The sequence below is a fragment of the Deltaproteobacteria bacterium genome, from assembly GCA_020845895.1.
Lineage (GTDB): Bacteria > Lernaellota > Lernaellaia > JACKCT01 > JACKCT01 > JADLEX01.
Genome location: JADLEX010000011.1, coordinates 1 through 17545 on the forward strand (window position 1 = coordinate 1; position 17545 = coordinate 17545).

The 17545-nt window shown below is 64.3% G+C and carries 18 protein-coding genes; 15 read left to right on the forward strand and 3 right to left on the reverse strand.

The window, feature by feature from the left end; all coding sequences use genetic code 11:
* The 8 genes from IT350_01055 to IT350_01090 all read left to right on the forward strand — a co-directional run.
* Positions 1-284 (forward strand): hypothetical protein (locus tag IT350_01055; GenBank protein ID MCC6156609.1); only part of this gene is annotated, 284 nt, incomplete at its 5' end.
* A 19-nt stretch (positions 285-303) separates the two neighbouring features.
* Positions 304-642 (forward strand): P-II family nitrogen regulator, encoded by a 339-nt coding sequence (locus IT350_01060; GenBank protein MCC6156610.1) that lies wholly within the window; start codon positions 304-306, stop codon positions 640-642.
* Between the two features lie 81 nt (positions 643-723).
* Positions 724-2136: a type I glutamate--ammonia ligase gene (glnA, locus tag IT350_01065; GenBank protein MCC6156611.1), complete on the forward strand. Its 1413-nt coding sequence runs from the start codon at positions 724-726 to the stop codon at positions 2134-2136.
* A gap of 241 nt (positions 2137-2377) precedes the next feature.
* On the forward strand, positions 2378-5527 hold the full coding sequence (locus IT350_01070; GenBank protein MCC6156612.1) for a PAS domain S-box protein: 3150 nt from the start codon (positions 2378-2380) through the stop codon (positions 5525-5527).
* Between the two features lie 155 nt (positions 5528-5682).
* Complete coding sequence (locus IT350_01075; protein MCC6156613.1) at positions 5683-6366, forward strand: DUF2007 domain-containing protein; 684 nt, start codon at positions 5683-5685, stop codon at positions 6364-6366.
* Positions 6363-6878, forward strand: coding sequence for a hypothetical protein (locus IT350_01080; protein ID MCC6156614.1), 516 nt, complete (start codon positions 6363-6365; stop codon positions 6876-6878). Before IT350_01075 ends, IT350_01080 begins: the two co-directional genes overlap by 4 nt.
* Before the next feature lie 69 nt (positions 6879-6947).
* The gene (locus IT350_01085; protein MCC6156615.1) at positions 6948-7661 is read left to right on the forward strand and encodes a PHP domain-containing protein; all 714 of its coding nucleotides are present in this window, start codon (positions 6948-6950) and stop codon (positions 7659-7661) included.
* A complete protein-coding gene (locus IT350_01090) occupies positions 7658-8278 on the forward strand; it encodes a dephospho-CoA kinase (protein MCC6156616.1) in 621 nt (206 codons plus the stop codon). Before IT350_01085 ends, IT350_01090 begins: the two co-directional genes overlap by 4 nt.
* A gap of 79 nt (positions 8279-8357) precedes the next feature.
* Here IT350_01090 and IT350_01095 read toward each other — a convergent pair whose 3' ends face one another.
* The 3 genes from IT350_01095 to IT350_01105 all read right to left on the reverse strand — a co-directional run bounded on the left by IT350_01095 (position 8358) and on the right by IT350_01105 (position 10862).
* Positions 8358-9275 (reverse strand): thioredoxin domain-containing protein, encoded by a 918-nt coding sequence (locus tag IT350_01095; GenBank protein MCC6156617.1) that lies wholly within the window; start codon positions 9273-9275, stop codon positions 8358-8360.
* 91 nt (positions 9276-9366) lie between these two features.
* On the reverse strand, positions 9367-10101 hold the full coding sequence (locus IT350_01100; GenBank protein ID MCC6156618.1) for a glycosyltransferase family 2 protein: 735 nt from the start codon (positions 10099-10101) through the stop codon (positions 9367-9369).
* A 59-nt stretch (positions 10102-10160) separates the two neighbouring features.
* Complete coding sequence (locus IT350_01105) at positions 10161-10862, reverse strand: tetratricopeptide repeat protein (protein ID MCC6156619.1); 702 nt, start codon at positions 10860-10862, stop codon at positions 10161-10163.
* Between the two features lie 153 nt (positions 10863-11015).
* Between IT350_01105 and IT350_01110 the strand changes: the two genes are divergently transcribed.
* The 7 genes from IT350_01110 to IT350_01140 are packed head-to-tail and all read left to right on the forward strand — an operon-like array spanning position 11016 to position 17354.
* A complete protein-coding gene (locus IT350_01110) occupies positions 11016-12575 on the forward strand; it encodes an L-glutamate gamma-semialdehyde dehydrogenase (protein ID MCC6156620.1) in 1560 nt (519 codons plus the stop codon).
* A 13-nt stretch (positions 12576-12588) separates the two neighbouring features.
* Positions 12589-14004, forward strand: coding sequence for a (2Fe-2S)-binding protein (locus IT350_01115; GenBank protein MCC6156621.1), 1416 nt, complete (start codon positions 12589-12591; stop codon positions 14002-14004).
* A complete protein-coding gene (locus IT350_01120; GenBank protein ID MCC6156622.1) occupies positions 14001-14288 on the forward strand; it encodes a (2Fe-2S)-binding protein in 288 nt (95 codons plus the stop codon). The genes IT350_01115 and IT350_01120 overlap by 4 nt, the downstream gene beginning before the upstream one ends.
* Positions 14281-15417 (forward strand): FAD-binding oxidoreductase, encoded by a 1137-nt coding sequence (locus IT350_01125; protein ID MCC6156623.1) that lies wholly within the window; start codon positions 14281-14283, stop codon positions 15415-15417. Before IT350_01120 ends, IT350_01125 begins: the two co-directional genes overlap by 8 nt.
* Complete coding sequence (locus IT350_01130) at positions 15410-16156, forward strand: hypothetical protein (protein ID MCC6156624.1); 747 nt, start codon at positions 15410-15412, stop codon at positions 16154-16156. The genes IT350_01125 and IT350_01130 overlap by 8 nt, the downstream gene beginning before the upstream one ends.
* Positions 16153-16974, forward strand: coding sequence for an inositol monophosphatase (locus IT350_01135; GenBank protein MCC6156625.1), 822 nt, complete (start codon positions 16153-16155; stop codon positions 16972-16974). The genes IT350_01130 and IT350_01135 overlap by 4 nt, the downstream gene beginning before the upstream one ends.
* The gene (locus IT350_01140) at positions 16971-17354 is read left to right on the forward strand and encodes a HEPN domain-containing protein (protein MCC6156626.1); all 384 of its coding nucleotides are present in this window, start codon (positions 16971-16973) and stop codon (positions 17352-17354) included. The genes IT350_01135 and IT350_01140 overlap by 4 nt, the downstream gene beginning before the upstream one ends.
* Positions 17355-17545 lie beyond the last annotated feature (191 nt).

Here is a 17545-nt window from a genome sequence, read left to right on the forward strand (position 1 = left end):
TGGCGGCGGGGCTCGACGGCGTCGAGCGGAAAATCGCGCCCGGCGAACCGATCGACAAGGACATTCAGCGGCTTTCCGGGCGCGAGGCCGGGCGCCTGCGCGTGCAGCCGCTGCCGGCGAATTTGGGTGAGGCGGTCGAGTCGTTTCGAAAGGATCGGTATCTCTTCGGCGTGATGGGCGAGGTGATCTCGCGAACGATCATCCGGGCACGGTCCGAGGAATGGGAATCGTATATCCGGCAGGTGCATCCCTGGGAGCTCGACCATTATTTGGTCAACACGTGAAGGGTCAGGCGAGGATCCGATGAAGAAGATCGAAGCCATCATCAAACCGTTCAAGCTCGACGACGTGGTCGACGCGCTCCAGCGGGCCGACACCTTCGGGCTGACGGTCACGGAGGTGCGCGGATCGGGGCGGCAAAAGGGCCACAGCCCCCTTTATCGAGGGGCGGAGTACGTGGTCGACTTTCTGCCCAAGCTCAAACTGGAAATGGTCGTGCCCGACGACAAGGTGAACCTGATTGTCGAGCTCATCTGCGAAACGGCGCACACCGGCAAGATCGGCGACGGCAAGATCTTCGTCCTGCCCGTCGACGACGCGGTGCGCATCCGCACGCGCGAGCGGGGCGACGACGCGATCTGAAGAAAGTGGACGAACGCGGCGCGGGCCGCGATGCGATACGGCGGCAAGGAACGAACACAAACCCCGAAGGGAGGAGGACGCATGACGCCGAAAGAGGTTCTGGATTACGCGAAGAAGCACAGCGCGGTGATGGTGGATCTGAAGTTCATGGATTTTCCGGGCATGTGGCAGCACTTCACGGTGCCGCTGGAGCAGCTCAAGGAGTCGAGCTTCGAAGAGGGTTTCGGCTTCGACGGCAGCTCGATCCGCGGTTGGCAGCCGATTCACGCCTCCGACATGCTGGTGATTCCGGATTCGGATACGGCGGTGATGGACCCGTTCACCAAGTATCCGACGCTCTCGCTGATCTGCAACATCGTCGACCCGCTCACGCACGAAGATTACTCGCGCGATCCGCGCAACATCGCCCGCAAGGCCGAAGCGTACGTCAAGGCGACCGGTCTCGCCGACACGGCCTTCATCGGTCCCGAGGCCGAATTCTTCATCTTCGATGACGTCCGTTACGATCAGACGATGAACAGCGGCTACTACTACCTCGACTCGATCGAGGGCACGTGGAACACGGGCCGCGTCGAGAATCCGAACCTGGGCTACAAGCCGCGCCTCAAGGAAGGTTACTTCCCGGTCGCGCCGAGCGACAAATTCGTCGACCTGCGTTCCGAGATGGCGCTCGAGCTCATCAAGCTCGGCATCGAAATCGAGGCGCAGCATCACGAAGTCGCGACGGCGGGCCAGGCCGAAATCGACATGCGCTTCGCGCCGCTCGTCCGCATGGCGGACCAGCTCATGTGGTTCAAGTACGTGCTCAAAAACGTCGCGCATCGCCACGGCCGCACCGTGACCTTCATGCCCAAGCCCCTCTTCGGCGACAACGGCTCGGGCATGCACACGCACATCAGCCTGTGGAAGGGCGGCAAGCCCCTGTTCGCCGGTGACCGCTACGGCGGCCTGTCCGAGATGGCGATGTTCTTCATGGGCGGCATCATCAAGCACGCCCAGGCCCTGTGCGCGTTCACGAACCCAACGACGAACAGCTACCGTCGTCTGGTGCCGGGTTACGAGGCGCCCATGAACATCGCGTACAGCAGCCGCAACCGCTCGGCCGCCCTGCGTATCCCGATGTACAGCGATTCGCCCAAGTCCAAGCGCATGGAGTGCCGTTTCCCCGATCCGTCGTGCAACGGTTACCTCGCGTTTTCGGCGCTGCTCATGGCGGGCCTCGACGGCGTGAAGAACCGCATCGATCCCGGCCAGCCGCTCGACCGCGACATCTACGGTCTTTCGCCCGAGGAACTCGCCGATGTGCCGAAGACCCCGGCCGATCTCGCCGCGGCGCTGGACTGCCTGAAAGCCGACCACGAGTTCCTGCTCGCGGGCGACGTGTTCACGCCGGACGTCATCGACACGTGGATCGAGTACAAGATGGAGAAGGAAGTGGACCAGATCCGTCTGCGTCCCACGCCGTACGAGTTCATGCTCTACTTCGACATCTAGACCGGTTCGCCACGAATCCGGTCTCGAGTTCGGCCGGGGACCCTGTCGCGGAGGCTATCCACGGCCGGTCCCCGGTCGATCAATTTTTCACCTTCGGTGAATTGATGATGTGTGATCTTGTCGTGCGGCGCGTCGCGGATGGTCATGGTGTGGTCGCGCGCGTCCGATTCATGAATCAATCGGGGTTGGAAAATCCCTCGCCGAAACCTGCGGCTACATATGAAACAAGGGATGTGAATCGGTGCGCGATCGTCGGACATGGGTGCTGCTGGCGCTGGTTTGGACCGCCACACTGGGCGTTTCGATTTACTTTCACGCGTTTCGGCAGTCGTCTTGGTCGATGGAGCCCGTTTGGGGCTGGATCACGCATGCGCTGATCTGGTCCGCCGGGATGGGTCTGCTTGGATTCCTTTGGGTCGTGGACGGCAAGCTCAACCGAGTCCGCGATCTGGTGAGGGAAACCGGCGAAAGACGTGCCGACATCGGGATCTCGGAATCGGAGATCGCACTTCGCGAGACCGAAGCGCGTTATCGGTTCCTCGCGGAAAACTCGAACGACATCGTCTGGATGACGCGCCTCGACGGGGTGGGGGTCTATCACAGCCCGTCCGTCGAGCGCGTGCTGGGGTTCACGCCCGACGAAGCGAATCGCCGAACGACCGAGGAGGCGCTGACTCCGGCCTCGCTCGAGACGGTGGTGCGTCTCTTCGCGGAGGAAGCTGCCCGACCCAAAGAGGAGCGGCACCGCGAAATCACCATGGAGATCGAACTCTATCGAAAGGACGGCTCGACCGTCTGGGTGGAGTCGTCGATTCGGGACATGCGCGATGCGAAGGGGAACGTCCTGGGATTTCAGGGGCGCTCGCGCGACATCACGGACCGACGAGTCGCGCAGGAAAACCTGAAGCGCAAGACGGACGTGCTCACGGCGCTCAGTCGATATTCGGCGGAACTGGCCGCCGCTCCGTATTGGTCGGACATCTTCGAGGTCGTCACGCGCCGGATTACGGAGATCTTCCGCGTGAGCGCAACGGCGGTCTCGACCTACGACCCGTCAACGCGCTCGCTCGTGATTCGGAAGACCGCCCTCGGAGACGACATTCGACGGGGAATCACGGAGGCGCTCGGACGTCCCGCCGAAGGCATGCACTTCCCCGTGAGCGAAGCGCTCTACGATCAAATGTCGGCCGAGGCCATCGCCGACGCAAAGACGCTCGCGGAGGTCACGTTCGGCGGGATCGCCGATCAGATCGCGCGGGATGTCCAGCAACACCTCGGAGTGGACTGGATGGTCAGCGTGGCGCTACGCACCGAGGACGACGTGATCGGGACCCTGCTCCTGGGGGCTCGTTCCGACATCCCGAGGCCCTCGGACGACGAATTGCATGCGTTCGGCGGCATCACGGCGAACGCGCTTGCCCGGTGGCTCACCGAGCAGCGGTCCGCGACCAACGAAGAACGGATTGCGAGCCTGTTTCGCGCCGCGCCGATCGGAATCGGCGCGTGCGTCGGGCGCGTCATCACCGAGGTCAACGACCGCCTTTGCGATCTGGTGGGACGCGAGGCGGCGGATCTCATCGGCCGGCCGGAAAGCATCCTTTACGTCGATGACGAGGAATACGCCCGCATTCTGAATGAGGCTGAATCGTCGATCCGGGACGGCGGAATCGCGCACGTGGAAACTTGGTTTGCGCGCGGCGACGGCGCGGTGGTTCCGGTGTCGTATCGGCGCACCCCGCTCTCGCCCGGCAATCCGGCGCAGGGTCAGTTGTTCACGGCGCAGGACATCACGAGGCGCCTGCGCAACGAGGCGGAACTGCGCGAACAGAAGAACTTCTTCGAACAGATGTTCCTTCAGTCCTCGATCAGCACGCAGATCCTCGATCGCGACGGCTGGTGCGAGCGCGTGAATCCGCAGCTCAGCAGGATCTTCGGCGTGAAGCCGGAGCATATCGAGGGCCGTGCGTACAACATTTTTCAGGACCGGGAGATCCACAACACGGGTGTCATCCGGCACCTGGAACGCGTCTTCCACCACGGTGAAACGGCCGAATGGGAGGTGCTCTTCGACCTCGGCGTAGCGGCCGAGTCCCAGAACATCGAGATCGAGGAGAAGCGTCAGGTCTGGTACCAGAACTGGGCGTTTCCCATCTTCGACGCGGACGGAAAGCTTGCCCACGTCATCATCCAGCATACGGACGTCAGCGACCGAAAGCGCGCCGAGGCCGACAACACGCGGCTCCAAACGCAGCTTCGTCAGGCCATGAAGATGGAGGCGATCGGTCGACTCGCCGGCGGCGTCGCGCACGACTTCAACAATCTCCTGACCGCCATCACGGGCAACGTGTCGCTCGCACTCGACGACCTGCGTCCCGAGGACCCGCTGACCGAGCCGCTGCAGGAGGTGCGTCAGGCCGCCGCGAGCGCCGCCGACCTGACGCGCCAGCTTCTGGCGTTTTCGCGAAAGCAGATCATCGAGCCGCGGCTGGTCCAGTTGAACGACCTGATTGGGAATCTGAAGAAAATGATGGGGCGCCTGCTGGGCGAGGACATCGCGCTCACAACCCGGCTTGCGGAAGATCTCGAACTCGTGAGAATCGACCCCGGTCAATTCGAGCAGGTCGTCGTGAATCTGGCCGTCAACGCCCGCGACGCGATGCCCAGGGGCGGCGCGCTGGTGATCGAGACGTCGAGCGTCGTATTGGGCGAGGAGCAGGTCGGCTTCCATCCGCAGGTGAAGCCTGGCGAATACGTGCTGCTCGCCGTCAGCGATACCGGATGCGGGATGACCGCCGAGGTCAAGGAGCATCTGTTCGAGCCGTTTTTCACGACGAAACCCGCGGGACGCGGGACAGGGCTCGGCCTCGCCACGACGTACGGCGTCGTTACGCAGGCCGGCGGCGACATTCGCGTGTATTCCGAACCGGGGCGGGGAACGACGTTTCGCATCTATCTGCCGATCGCCGAAGGGAGCATGCAATCCATGGCATCCGACACGACGAAGCACGAACTGCCGACGGGAACCGAAACGCTGCTCCTGGTCGAGGACGAGGACGGAGTGCGTCGGCTCGCGGCGCGGGTTCTGTCGCGTCTCGGGTACAGGGTGCTCGACGCGCGTGATGGGCGATCTGCTCTCGAGATCCTGTCCGAGACGACGACGCCCATCGATCTGCTCGTGACCGATGTTGTGATGCCGGGCATGAACGGACGCGAACTTGCGGAAAAAGTCCTTTCCGAGCGTCCCACCACGAAGGTCTTGTTCACTTCGGGCTACACCGAGGATGTCGTGTTGCTGCACGGCGTCGTCGATCGCGACTTTCATTTCATCGCGAAGCCGTACACCCCGCAGAGCCTGTCCGCCAAGGTCCGCTCGGTGCTCGATCGCGATTGATTGCGCGTTTGTCGCGCGCCCGAGCCTCGCCGCGCCTCGAAGTTGTGCTAGTATCCGTGGCCATGAGTCGCACGCGCTCGCATCCCTGTCCCCGTTGCGGAGCACCCTGCGAACCCGATCGCGCGATCTGCGATCGGTGCGGCGCGACGTTTGTCGTGGAGGGCTCGCGAATCGTGCAGACGGGACAGGTCTGCTTCGCGTGCGGCGCGCAGACGGACGACGCGACCGATCGTTGCGCGTCGTGCGGCGCGGCGTTTCTCGCGGAATGCGCCGCCTGCGGCGCGACCGTCGAGCCCACCGTGCGCATGTGCCCGACCTGCGGCGCGGATCGGCACGCGGCGGGAGACGGAAGTTCCGACGAGGAAACGCAGCCCATCCCTCCCATGACTCCGGGTTCCTATCCTCTGTTTCGCGCGTCGTTTCCGCTGGTCATCGCCGCCGTGTTCATGGTCGGGGCGCTCGCGCACCTCTATACGACAGGGCGCGTGGACACGACCTATGTGATTGTCGCCGCGGGTCTCTTCGTCTGCCTGCTCGCGCTCTTTCTCGGGTCCTTCGCGAGGCGCCGGCGAGAGGGCACGGTCCTGTCCGATCCCGCGACGCGAAAGCCGCCGAAGGGTCAGGTGGAGATCTATCGGACGCTCAATCTCGGCCGCGCGGAGCATCTGCTCTCGCTTCTGCAGTCGGAGGACATTCCGGCCACGATCGCGAACCGGCACTCGGCGACGCTGGAGCCGATGAGTCTGCTCACCGGAGTCCGCGTGATGGTGTCGGCGGCGCACGAGGTCGAGGCGCGGGAGATCATGACGGCATTTTCATTCAAGGAATCCGAGGAATGACGAAGCGAAATTGGGTTTGGGCGGCGTGTTTTGTGTTGGCGTGCGCGGCGATTGGATGCGCCCCGAAAGTGGACGAATCCTGCAATCAGGCCCTCGCGGCGTTTTACGAGGACCTCAAACTCGTGGACGATCCCCTGTACAAGGGCGCCGCGCTCAAGGAAGACGAGGAACCGCAGCGCGCGAAGGATTATTTCGACGCGCATGAACGGTTGCGCAATGCCTTCGACGATCCCAAGGCCAAGGCGGCGGTGCTGGCCGCGTTTCTCTCGCTCGAACCGACGTCTCTTCGTCCGGTCAAGGCGACCCCGACGCCGGATGGCGCGGAGGTCCTTGTGGCCCTCGGGCCGACCGATGATCGAACGGCGGTATTTTTGATGAAGAAGACCGAGACCGCTTGGAAGATCCTCGACTTCAACGGCGTCTGGAAGAAGCGGCAGGCCGAACTGGCCACGATGAACCCGGAGCCGGGTTTGGAACCGGCGCCGTCCGCCACTCCGCCCGCTGTGAATTGACACGCCCGCGCCCGTTCACAAGAATCGCGAGTCCGGCGCACGTCCGGACCGCGTAAGGAAACATCCGGCTTGAACGGTTTTCGCGTCGATACGCACCTGCACACGCGCTTTTCCGAGTGCTCCTCGGTCACGGTCGATTTTCTGATCGAACGGGGGCGGGATCCCGGCATCCACGCGATCTGCTGCACCGATCACCACAGCCTGATGGCGACCCACCAGTTGCGAAGCGTATTGCCGGACCGTCTCGTCATCCCCGCGATCGAGGTCGACACGCGCGAAGGCGACGTGCTCGTGTATTCCGAGGACATGGACTATCTCGAGTCGCTCATCGACTTCGACGGTTCGGTGCGGGACCTGCGCCGCGACGAAACCACGTGCCTGGTCTGGGCGCATCCGTGCGTCAGCCAGCGCGTGTCGCTCGTCGGCGCGGATTTTTCCGATGCCGCGCGAGTGGCCGCCGATCCGAATCTGGTTCGCGTCGCGGATGTCCTTCCGCATGTCGATGGACTCGAAATCTACAACGGCCAGATGCTGTCGCTATATCTCGAGGGTATGTTGCAGCCGGCTTATTTCCGAAATCTGATCTACGTTGCCGAAACTTTCGGGGTCGCGTGCACCGGCGGTTCCGACGCCCACGAAACGGAATCGTGGGGAACGGTTTGGACGAATTTCCCCGAGCGGCTCGGTTCGGTCCGCGACTTCGTGCGCGCGATTCGCGATCGGCGCGTCAATCCCGAATACGACCGCCGCGTTTACCCCACGGACTTGGGATTCGAACGGTGAAAGAACGATCATTTCGGCGCTTCGGTCTGACGGGCGGCATCGCATCCGGGAAGTCCACCGTTGCGCGCTTTTTTCAGGCGCTGGGGGCGGGCATCGTCGATGCCGATCAGGTCGCGCGGGAGGTGGTCGCGCCCGGGTCCGACGGACTACGCGAAATCCGTGACGCGTTCGGCCCCGGCGTTCTGACGGAGCAGGGCGAGCTCGATCGCGACGCGATGCGGGCCGTCGTCTTCGCCGATCCGGTGCAGCGGGTGCGTCTGGAGAGCATCGTGCATCCGTACATCTACATGGGCGTCATGCGCGCGATGGAAGAATTCGAGACTCGCGGCAAGCGCGCGGGCGTCGTCGAGGCGGCGCTCCTGCTCGAAAGCCCCGCGCCGTTCGAACTCGACGCGATCATGGTCGTGGTCTGCGGGCGCGAAACGCAGGCCGATCGGCTGCGGCAGGCGAAAGGTTGGCCGGCGGAAGAGATCGAGGGTGCGTTGGACGCTCAGATGAGCGACGAAGAACGAATGGAACGCGCCGATTACGTGATCCGCAACGACGGATCGCTCGCCGATCTCGAAAACGCGGTCGCGAAACTGTGGCAGGAACTGGTCTCGCCGGATTGGTCGTAACGCACGGCCGAAATCGTCACCGATGAAAACGACGAAGGGCGCCGCGAGGGCGCCCTTCGGGGTCTTCGGAGAAGTCCGTTCAGCCCTGCGGGGCTGCCGGAGCCGCGGGAGCCGCGGGGGCGCCGGAGCCCTCGGCTAGCAGCTTGTCGATGACCTCGGTGAACGTTTCGAGCGGGCGGGCACCGCGGATCTTGCGTCCGTTGATGAAAAAGGTCGGCGTGCCGCGAACCTCGAGATCGTTGGAAACCTTCTCCAGTCGATCGAACTCGGCCTGATGCTTCTCGACGGCCAAGTCGGCCTTGAACTGGTTCATGTCGAGGCCGATCTGCTTCGCCCATTCCAGATACTTCTCGTCGCTCAGATCCTTCTGATTCTGAAACGCGAGATCGTGGAACTCCCAGAACTTGTTCTGCGCCCAAGCGGCATAAGCCGCGGCGTGCGCGCCCGGGGCCTTCTTGTGCATGGGCAGAATCTTGCTGACGAACTGGAATCGGATCTTGCCCGGGTACTTTTCCTCGAGCTGCTTCGTCACGGCGTAGCCGCGCGCGCAGAACGGGCACTGGAACTCGGAGAATTCCACGAGCGTGATCGGCGCATTTTCGGGTCCCTTCGTCGGGACGTTGCCCGGCTCCACCTTCCAGACCTTGTTCGGGTCTTCTTCCTGCGCCGGCGGTTTCTGGCCGCGCATTGCCGCCATCTGCAGTACGCGCATCGGATCCTTGTCGAGCTGCTCAAGCATCGACTTGAACTTCTGCTCGTCCTTGGCTGCCGGACCGAGGGCCTCGACTACCTTCTTCGCCACCACGTCGGTCCCGCGAACCATCCGCGTGGCGATTTCCTTCTCCTGATCGTTCAGCTTGGAAAGACCCTCGGTGACCATCTGGCCGCGGTGGAAGGTCTTGCCGCCGAAATTTCCCACGTCCGTGAAACGTCCCACCGTGAATCCGAAAACGCCGACGGACAGGCACAGCAGAACCACCAATATCGACTTACCCAATTTCGTCTCCTCGTTCTCGCCCTCGCGGCGAATGACGCTCACGCCAAAGTGGCGGAAATGACGGCGTATGATATTCGCGGTCCGGGGCAAGTCAAGTTTGGATCGATGCGTCCGATGGAGAAAATATCGCCGAATTCATGATACCCGCCCGGTTGAGCACGAATCTGCCCGCTTCCACGAGCGTCCCGAGGCCATAACGCACCCCGGCGGCGAAACTGGTCGAGCTGGCGTCGGGACCGTAGCGGACGGGGACGGGAAGCTCGGCGATCTGAAACCCGAAATAGACGGCCTGCATCAGAAACTGCGTGTCGAAGAGGAAGTCGTCGGAATTGCGATGCCAGGGGATCGTTTCGAGCACCCGGCGGTGATAGGCGCGATAACCCGTATGACACTCGCTCAAGTTCGTCCCCATCATCAGGTTTTCGACGATCGTCAGAAACCGGTTGGCGACGTATCTGTAGACCGGCATCCCGCACGCCAGCGCCTCGGCCCGCGTGCGGATGCGCGAGCCGAGCATCACGTCGAAATAGCCGTCGCGGATGAACCGGATGAAGTGCGGCGCGAGACGCGAGTCGTACTGATAGTCGGGGTGGATCATGAGCACGATGTCCGCGCCGCGCGCGAGCGCTTCGCGGTAGCAGGTCTTCTGATTGGCGCCGTAGCCCCGCGTCCGGTCGTGGCGAATGACCGTGAGGCCGAGGCGCGTGGCGATTTCCACGGTGCGATCGGAGCTGGCGTCGTCGACGAGCAGGATCTCGTCCGCGGTGCCGGGTGGGATGTCGGCGACGGTCCGCTCGAGCGTCGACTCGGCGTTGAGCGCGGGCATCACCACCATCGTCCGCGACGTTGCGTGCCCGGTCGAGCGATCCGCGGCCGGTCGAGCCGTCATTTCGGCTTCGCGGCCTTTTTCAGCTTGGGGTATTTTTCCAGCAGACGCTGGACGTTGACGCGCGCGGGCAGGAACGTGGGGTCGATCGCGAGGGCTGCCTGAAACGCGGCATAGGCGAGTTCGGGTCGGTTCTCGCTGCGTTGGAGCAAGCCGAGATTGTTATTGGCGTCGCGGGCGGTCATGGTTGCGGGAGCGAGGCGGATCGCCTGCTCGAACGCCACCACCGCGGCGTCTTCGTTCCCGAGGTTGTCCTCGCAGGTTCCGAGGTTCAGCCACGCGTCCGCGGCCTGGGCTTGGAGTTTCGTCACCACTTCGAACGACGACTTGGCGAGTTCCAGTTCCTCGCGCCCCTTCACGTAGCGCTTGACGTACTTGGTCTCGGGCGAGTCGGTGCCGTCGTTGCGGATTTCGAGCCGGTTTTTCTCGGCGGCGCGAAAAAGATAAATCTTTCCCAGCAGGTAATGGTAGTCGGGATTCTTGGGGTCGAGCGACAGGGCATTGCGCACGCTCTGTTCGGCGTTGCGTGAATCGCCCTTGCGAAACGCCTCGACGGCGACTGCAAAATGGTCGGCGGCGGTCTCCGGCGCGGCGACCTCGGGGGTCGGAGCGGGCGTGGTCCCGTATTTCGACTCGACGCTCGCGGCGCGGGCGATCCCCGCCGAGACGAGCGTGAGCAGGACGATCATGACGATGCGCAAGTGGATGGCTCCTTCCCGCCCGGACGCGGGGCATGATGTCAAATGCGGGATGCGCCGGTCAACCGCGCAACGGAATTCGCGCTTTTTCTCTATCCACATCCGAAATTTGCCGATATACTCCGCGCGGTTCGCGGCACCGGACCGGAGTCTTCCATGCCATCCATCTTTTCCAATGAACCCCTCACGAATTTTGCAACCCCCGAAAATCGCAAGGCTTTTACCGATGCACTGGCGCTGGTCGAGTCACGTCTGGGGACGACCTACCCGTTGGTGATCGGCGGGCGGGAAGTCGCGCCGGGCGCGACATTCGACAGCCTGAATCCCGCGAATCCCGCGCAACGGGTGGCGACATTCGCCAACGCCGGAGCCGCCGAGGCGCGCGCCGCGCTTGATGCAGCGTGGCACGCGTTCCCCGCCTGGGCCGAGTGGCCGGCGAAACGCAAGGCGAAACTGCTGTTCGACGCCGCCGCGCAGATGCGCGCACGCAAGCACGAGTTTTCCGCCGCCATGGTTTTCGAGGTCGGCAAACCGTGGGCTGAGGCCGACGGCGACACCGCCGAGGCGATCGACTTTCTCGAGTTCTACGCGCGTCAGGCCCTCGACCTGCAGGGCGGTCCGAAACCCTGCACCCAAATCCCCGACGAGCTCTCGGAACTCTTTTACATCCCGCTCGGCGCGGGCGTCGTGATCCCGCCGTGGAATTTTCCCGTGGCGATCATGGTCGGCATGACGGGCGCCGCCATCGTCGCCGGCAACACCGTGGTGCTCAAGCCGTCGAGCGATTCACCGCTCGTGGCGCAGATGTTCTTCGATGTTCTGCGCGCGTGCGGCCTGCCCCCGGGCGTCGTGAACTTCCTGCCCGGCGGCGGCGCGACGGCCGGCGAGGAACTCGTGACCCATCCGCGCACGCGGTTCATTTCGTTCACGGGTTCCAAGGAAGTCGGCCTCGGCATCGTCGAGAAAGCCGGCCGCACCGCTCAGGGGCAGATCTGGATCAAACGCGTCATCGCCGAAATGGGCGGCAAGGACACGATGGTCATCGACCGGGGCGTGGAGCTCGACCTCGCCGCGGCGGCGGTGTCGGCCGCCGCGTTCGGATTCTCGGGTCAAAAGTGCTCCGCGTGCAGCCGCGCGATCATCCACCCGGATGTGTACGACGAATTCCGCGACAAACTGCTCGCGCGCGTGGCGGCGATCCGCGTGGGCGATCCGCGCGATCCGGCTACTGGCATGGGCCCGGTCGTCAACCGCGCGAGTCTCGACAAGTGCCTCTCGTATGTCGAAATCGGCAAGACCGAAGGGCGGCTCATCGCCGGCGGCGAGACGCCGTCGATCGACGGCGGGTACTATCTGACACCCACGGTGTTCGACGACGTGAAGCCCGGCGCGCGGCTCGATCAGGAAGAGATCTTCGGGCCCATCCTCGCGCTCATTCGCGGCGAGGGAGGCATCGAGGGCATGATCCGCGTGGCGAACGCGACCGAGTTCGGGCTGACGGGCGCCATCTGGACGAACGACCGCATGTCGGTCGAGTACGCCAAACGGCACTTCCACGTCGGGAATCTCTACATCAACCGCAAGTGCACCGGCGCGCTCGTGGACGTGCACCCCTTCGGCGGATTCAACATGAGCGGAACCGATTCGAAAGCCGGTGGACGCGACTATCTCCTCCTGTTCACGCAGGCCAAATCCATCAGCGAGAAATTCAACTAGACCGGGCGTCGTCATGGCCCGAACCGACCGCCGCATTCTGAACGACCCGCGATTCGGCCACGCGCGGGGCGAACCCGTCGTCATTCGCTTCGAAGGCCGGGATCTGGCCGCGTTCGACGGCGAACCGGTCAGCGTCGCGCTCCACGCGTCGGGCGTCGATATCCTCTCACGAAGCCTGAAGTTCCACCGACCGCGCGGGCTGTTTTGCGCCAAAGGTCATTGCGGCCGATGCCTCATGCGCATCGACGGCGTGCCGAACATGAACGGTTGCCGGGTTCGCTGCGCGTCGGGGATGTCGGTGCTGCGTGAGCCGGGCTATCCGAGCGCCGACTTCGACGTGCTCGGCGCGTCCGACCTGCTGTTTCGCGACCAGCTCGACTACCACCACATGGGCACGTCCTCGCGCGCGTCGATCCGCGCGATCACGCGGCTCGTGCGCGGCGTTTCCGGTCTCGGCGAGTTGCCGGACCTGATGCCGACGCCGGAGAAAACGATCGGCGACCTTCACACCGAGGTCCTTGTTGTCGGTGGCGGCCTCGCCGGGCTCGGCATCGGCGCGACGCTCTCCGAGGCGGGAATCGGAGTTGTCCTGGTCGACTCTGACAAGGCCGGAGGGCGGTGGCTCGACGCCTTCGACGAAAACAGCAGCGCGCCCCGTGCCCGGGCCGATCAGCTTCGTTCGCGGATCGAGGCCGCGGGCGGTCGAGCGCTCTCGCGAACGGAGGCGATCGGATTTTTCGAGGAGGGGTTCTCGGTGGTGCGGGACGCCGATGGCCTGAAACGGGTGCATGCGGCGCGAACCGTCGTCTGCACGGGTTCGTACGACCGGAGCGCGGCCTTCGTGCAAAACGATCTCCCGGGGGTGATGAGTGCCCGAGCGACCGAAGCACTGGCAGTGCGATACGGCGTGACGCCCGGCGAAAGAGTGATGATCTGGGGCGACGGTCTGAACGGCGCGCGAACGGCGCTGATGTTGATCATCGCGGGTGTCGAATTGGTTGCGATGGCGACGCCGTCCGATTTGCTAGTGGCTTCGCCCGAAGACATCGACGCGATTCGGGCGTCGGGTTGCGCGATTCTGACCGGCCATCACCTTCGCGCGGCCAAAGGGCGGCGGCGCGTGAGCGGCGTCGAATTCGAATCGGCTTCCGCGAACCGCCGCGCGGGCACATGCGACACGCTGATTCTCGATCTGCCGCCGCTCCCGGCGTTTGAGCTGGTCGCGCAGTCGGGAGCGCGCGTGACGTGGGATGGCGATCACGGTCGATTCGTGCCGGAGCGCGACGACGCCGGACGCACGACGCGCACCGACGTGTACGTCGCGGGTGAAGCGGCGGGTGTCGCGCCGCGCGCCGACCTCATCGAGGCCGACGCGTCACGCGTGGCGGACGCCATCGTTCGCGACCTTCGGGGAGGCGGCCGGCCATGACCGCGAAAACACTCGTGTGCTGGTGCGAGGATGTGACGGAGATCGAGATCCGCGAGGCGATTCGCGGCGGCTGCCGCGACCTCGCAAGCCTCAAGCGCTATCTCGCGGGGGGGACGGGCGCGTGTCAGGCGAAGGGCTGCGCCGCGGCGATGGTGCGTTTACTGGAAGACGAGACCGGCGTTTCCTTCGCGGGCAGCGCGCCGTTTGTCAGCCGCCCGCCGACGAGCATGACGTCGCTCGCCGACTTCGCGGGGCGAGATCTGTCGGAGCCCGGCGATGGGTGAACGCGTCGTCATCGTCGGCGGCGGCGTCATCGGCCTCGCCATCGCGTACGAGCTCGGGCGGCGAGGGCGGCGCGACGTGGTCATTGTCGAGCGCGGCCACCTGAACGGCGGCGCGACCGGGCGTTGCGGCGGCGGTGTGCGCCAGCAGTGGTCCACGGCGAATAACATCGAGCTGATGAAGCGCTCGGTGGAACTCTACGAGCGGCTGTCACGAGAGACCGGCGAAAACATCTGGTTCCGCCAGGATGGTTATCTCTTTCTCGCCAAGTCCCCGGAGCAACTCGCGCAGCTCGAAACGAACGTCGCCCTGCAAAACACGCACGGCGTGCGCAGCCGTATCGTGAACCGCACCGAGATCCGCTCGATGTGTCCCTTCGTGAATCCGGACGGCGTGACGGGCGGCGCGTTCAATCCGAAGGACGGAACGATTTTTCCGTTTTCCGTGCTGTGGGCGTATGCCCGCGCCATCGCGCGCTTCGGCCACGACCTGCGCACGCACACCGAGGTCAACGGCATCGACGGAGCGGATGGGACGATCACGCGCGTGCGAACGACGCGCGGAGACATCGAAACCGACCTCGTCGTCAACGCGGCGGGCGCGTGGGCGCCGTCGATCGGCGAGATGCTGGGTGTGCATCTGCCGAATCATCCCGAGAAGCACGAGGCGCTGGTGACCGAGGCGCTGCGCCCATTCCTCGGGCCGAACCTGGTGCCGATGGACAGCGGTTTGTTCGTATCGCAGACCATGCGCGGCGAGATCTACGCGTGCGTGGGAGTGGACAAGCACACGCCGACCGGATATACGCCGACCTTCCGTTTCGCGCGCAAGATCAGCCGGCTCATGATCGAGTTGATCCCTCGGCTCGCGCCGGTCAAGGTCCTGCGTCAGTGGGGCGGGTACTATGACATCACGCCGGATACAAACCCGATTCTCGGCCCCGTACGCGGATGGCCGGGATTTTGGCAGTGTCACGGGTTCATGGGCCACGGATTCATGATGGCCCCGGTGATGGGTGAGATCGTCGCCGAGGCAATCGTGAACGGCCGCGGGCATCCGGAACTGGACGCCTGTTACCCGGAACGGTTCGAGAACGGACAACTCGCAACGGAGCAGATGATCATTGGCTAGATCCATTCGGTTCTTCGGTGTCGCGGTGATCCTGCTGGGCTTCGCGACCGTCGCGCCCGCGCAGGAACGGATATTCTATATCGAGGAACTGCTCGCGACCTCGGCGCCCGCGGGACAGCGCGCTCCAGGCGGGACCATCAAGACCTGGGTGCGCGGTGACCGCATGCGCACCGAGTCGAGCAGCGGCGAGATCGCGATCTATCGGCAGGATCTCGGGCTCGCTTGGCTCATGCACGCGCCGTCGAAGACCTACGTCGAGGTCGGTTCGGACAAACTGGCGCAGATGGGCATGCAGAGCCTGTCCGTCTTTGGGCGCGTCGAAAACGGCGCGTTCGTCATCCCCGAGCCGCTCTTTCAGCCGACGGGGAAAAAGCGCGACGTGGGCGCGTGGAGTTGCGAGGACCACGAGGTGGCGGCGAAGCAGGTGCTCGGCCCGGGGATCACGTCGACGACCACGCAGTGCGTCGCGCCGAAGACCGGTCTCTTGGCCGCGGATCTCGTGCACGTCTTTCGGCTTTCGGTGGGGGGCGCGACATCGGCGACCTTCGACAAATTCTACGCGCAGGTGCAGCTCCTGCCCGGCTATCCCGTCGAGCAAAAGACCGTGACCAACGCGCAGGGGCAAATCGTCTCGACGACGAAGACGCTGAAAAAAGTCGAATTCCCCACGATGAACGACGCGCTCTTCGAGTTGCCCGCCGGTTTCACGAAGATCCAGCCTCCTCCGGGGCTCAAGTGACGGGCGACGCATCGGCGGACCTCGCGCATTGGGCGAGTGTCGCGCGCGACGTCGCGTTCGAAGCGGGCGAATTGCTGCTCGGTTTTCAGGGCCGCGCGGCGATCGATCGAAAAGGCGAGTACGATCTCGTCACAGCGGCGGATCTCGCCGCCGAGGCGCTTTGTCGGGAGCGGCTGGTCGCCGCGTTTCCCGGCAGCGGATACGTGGGGGAGGAGGGCGCCAGGCACGATCTCGACGCCGCGTGGCGATGGGTCGTCGATCCCCTCGACGGCACGAACAACTACGCCAACGGCATCCCGATGTTCTGCGTTTCGATCGCGCTCGTGCGCGGAAGCCAGACACAAGTCGGCGTGGTTCACGCACCCCGTCTCGGCGAAACGTTCGTCGCGATTCGCGGCGGCGGCGCAACCTGCAACGGCGATCCGATCCGGGTGAGTGCGAAAACGCGCCTTGCGGATGCGATCGTCGGCACGGGTTTTCCCTACGACAAGAAAACGAATCCGCAAAACAACCTCGACCACTTCGCGACGATCGTGCCGCACGTACGCGGCGTTCGTCGGATGGGCAGCGCGGCGATCGACCTGTGCTGGGTTGCGATTGGGCGGCTCGACGGATTCTGGGAATTGCGACTCAACGCGTGGGACGTCGCCGCCGGGGCGCTCGTGGTCACGGAGGCGGGTGGGCTCATCACCGACTTCGCGGGCGGACCGATCGGCGACCCGCCGCGCCACGTGGTCGCGGGGAACGTTTCGATCCACGGCGAGCTGCGCCGGTTGCTCGATCTGAACCCCGCTTGGAAGGATGACCCCACTCCATGATGGATGTGGTCGCCAAGTACGTCGAAGGCTGCCGCGACGACCTCGACGCCGCGCGCACGCTGTTGGACGCCGGGAAGGCCTTCTGGGTAGCCTTTCTCTGTCATCAGGCTCTTTTCAAATTGCTACGCGGATATTTCCTCCAAACGCAAAACCGCTATCCACCGAACGAGCCCCTCCTGCCTGCGCTGGCGCGGGCGAGCGGCCTCGACGCATCGCTGACCGAAGTCGATCTCGAGTTTCTTCACGAGTTGTCGTTTTACCCGCAGGTCGTTTCGCAAAGCGTCTATCGTCAGAAGATCGCCGAACGGGCGAGGGATGCGACATCGGTCCTGCAAAAGGCGTCCGATCTGGCGGAATCGATTCGAGCCCGCATCCCCTAGACGCCAAATCGCGCCGAAAACGGCCTTCGGGTATCCGAATTCACCGTTCGCCCCATTTCCTTCCTTGAAACGTTCGACGCACCGTGTTATGAATGAATCCTCATTCAGAGGCCACGCCGGCCGAGGGGTCGGCGGGTGGGCCTTTCGATCAGCGGCCGTAACGATTTCGAGCGGATTCGGCTCGGCGTTTC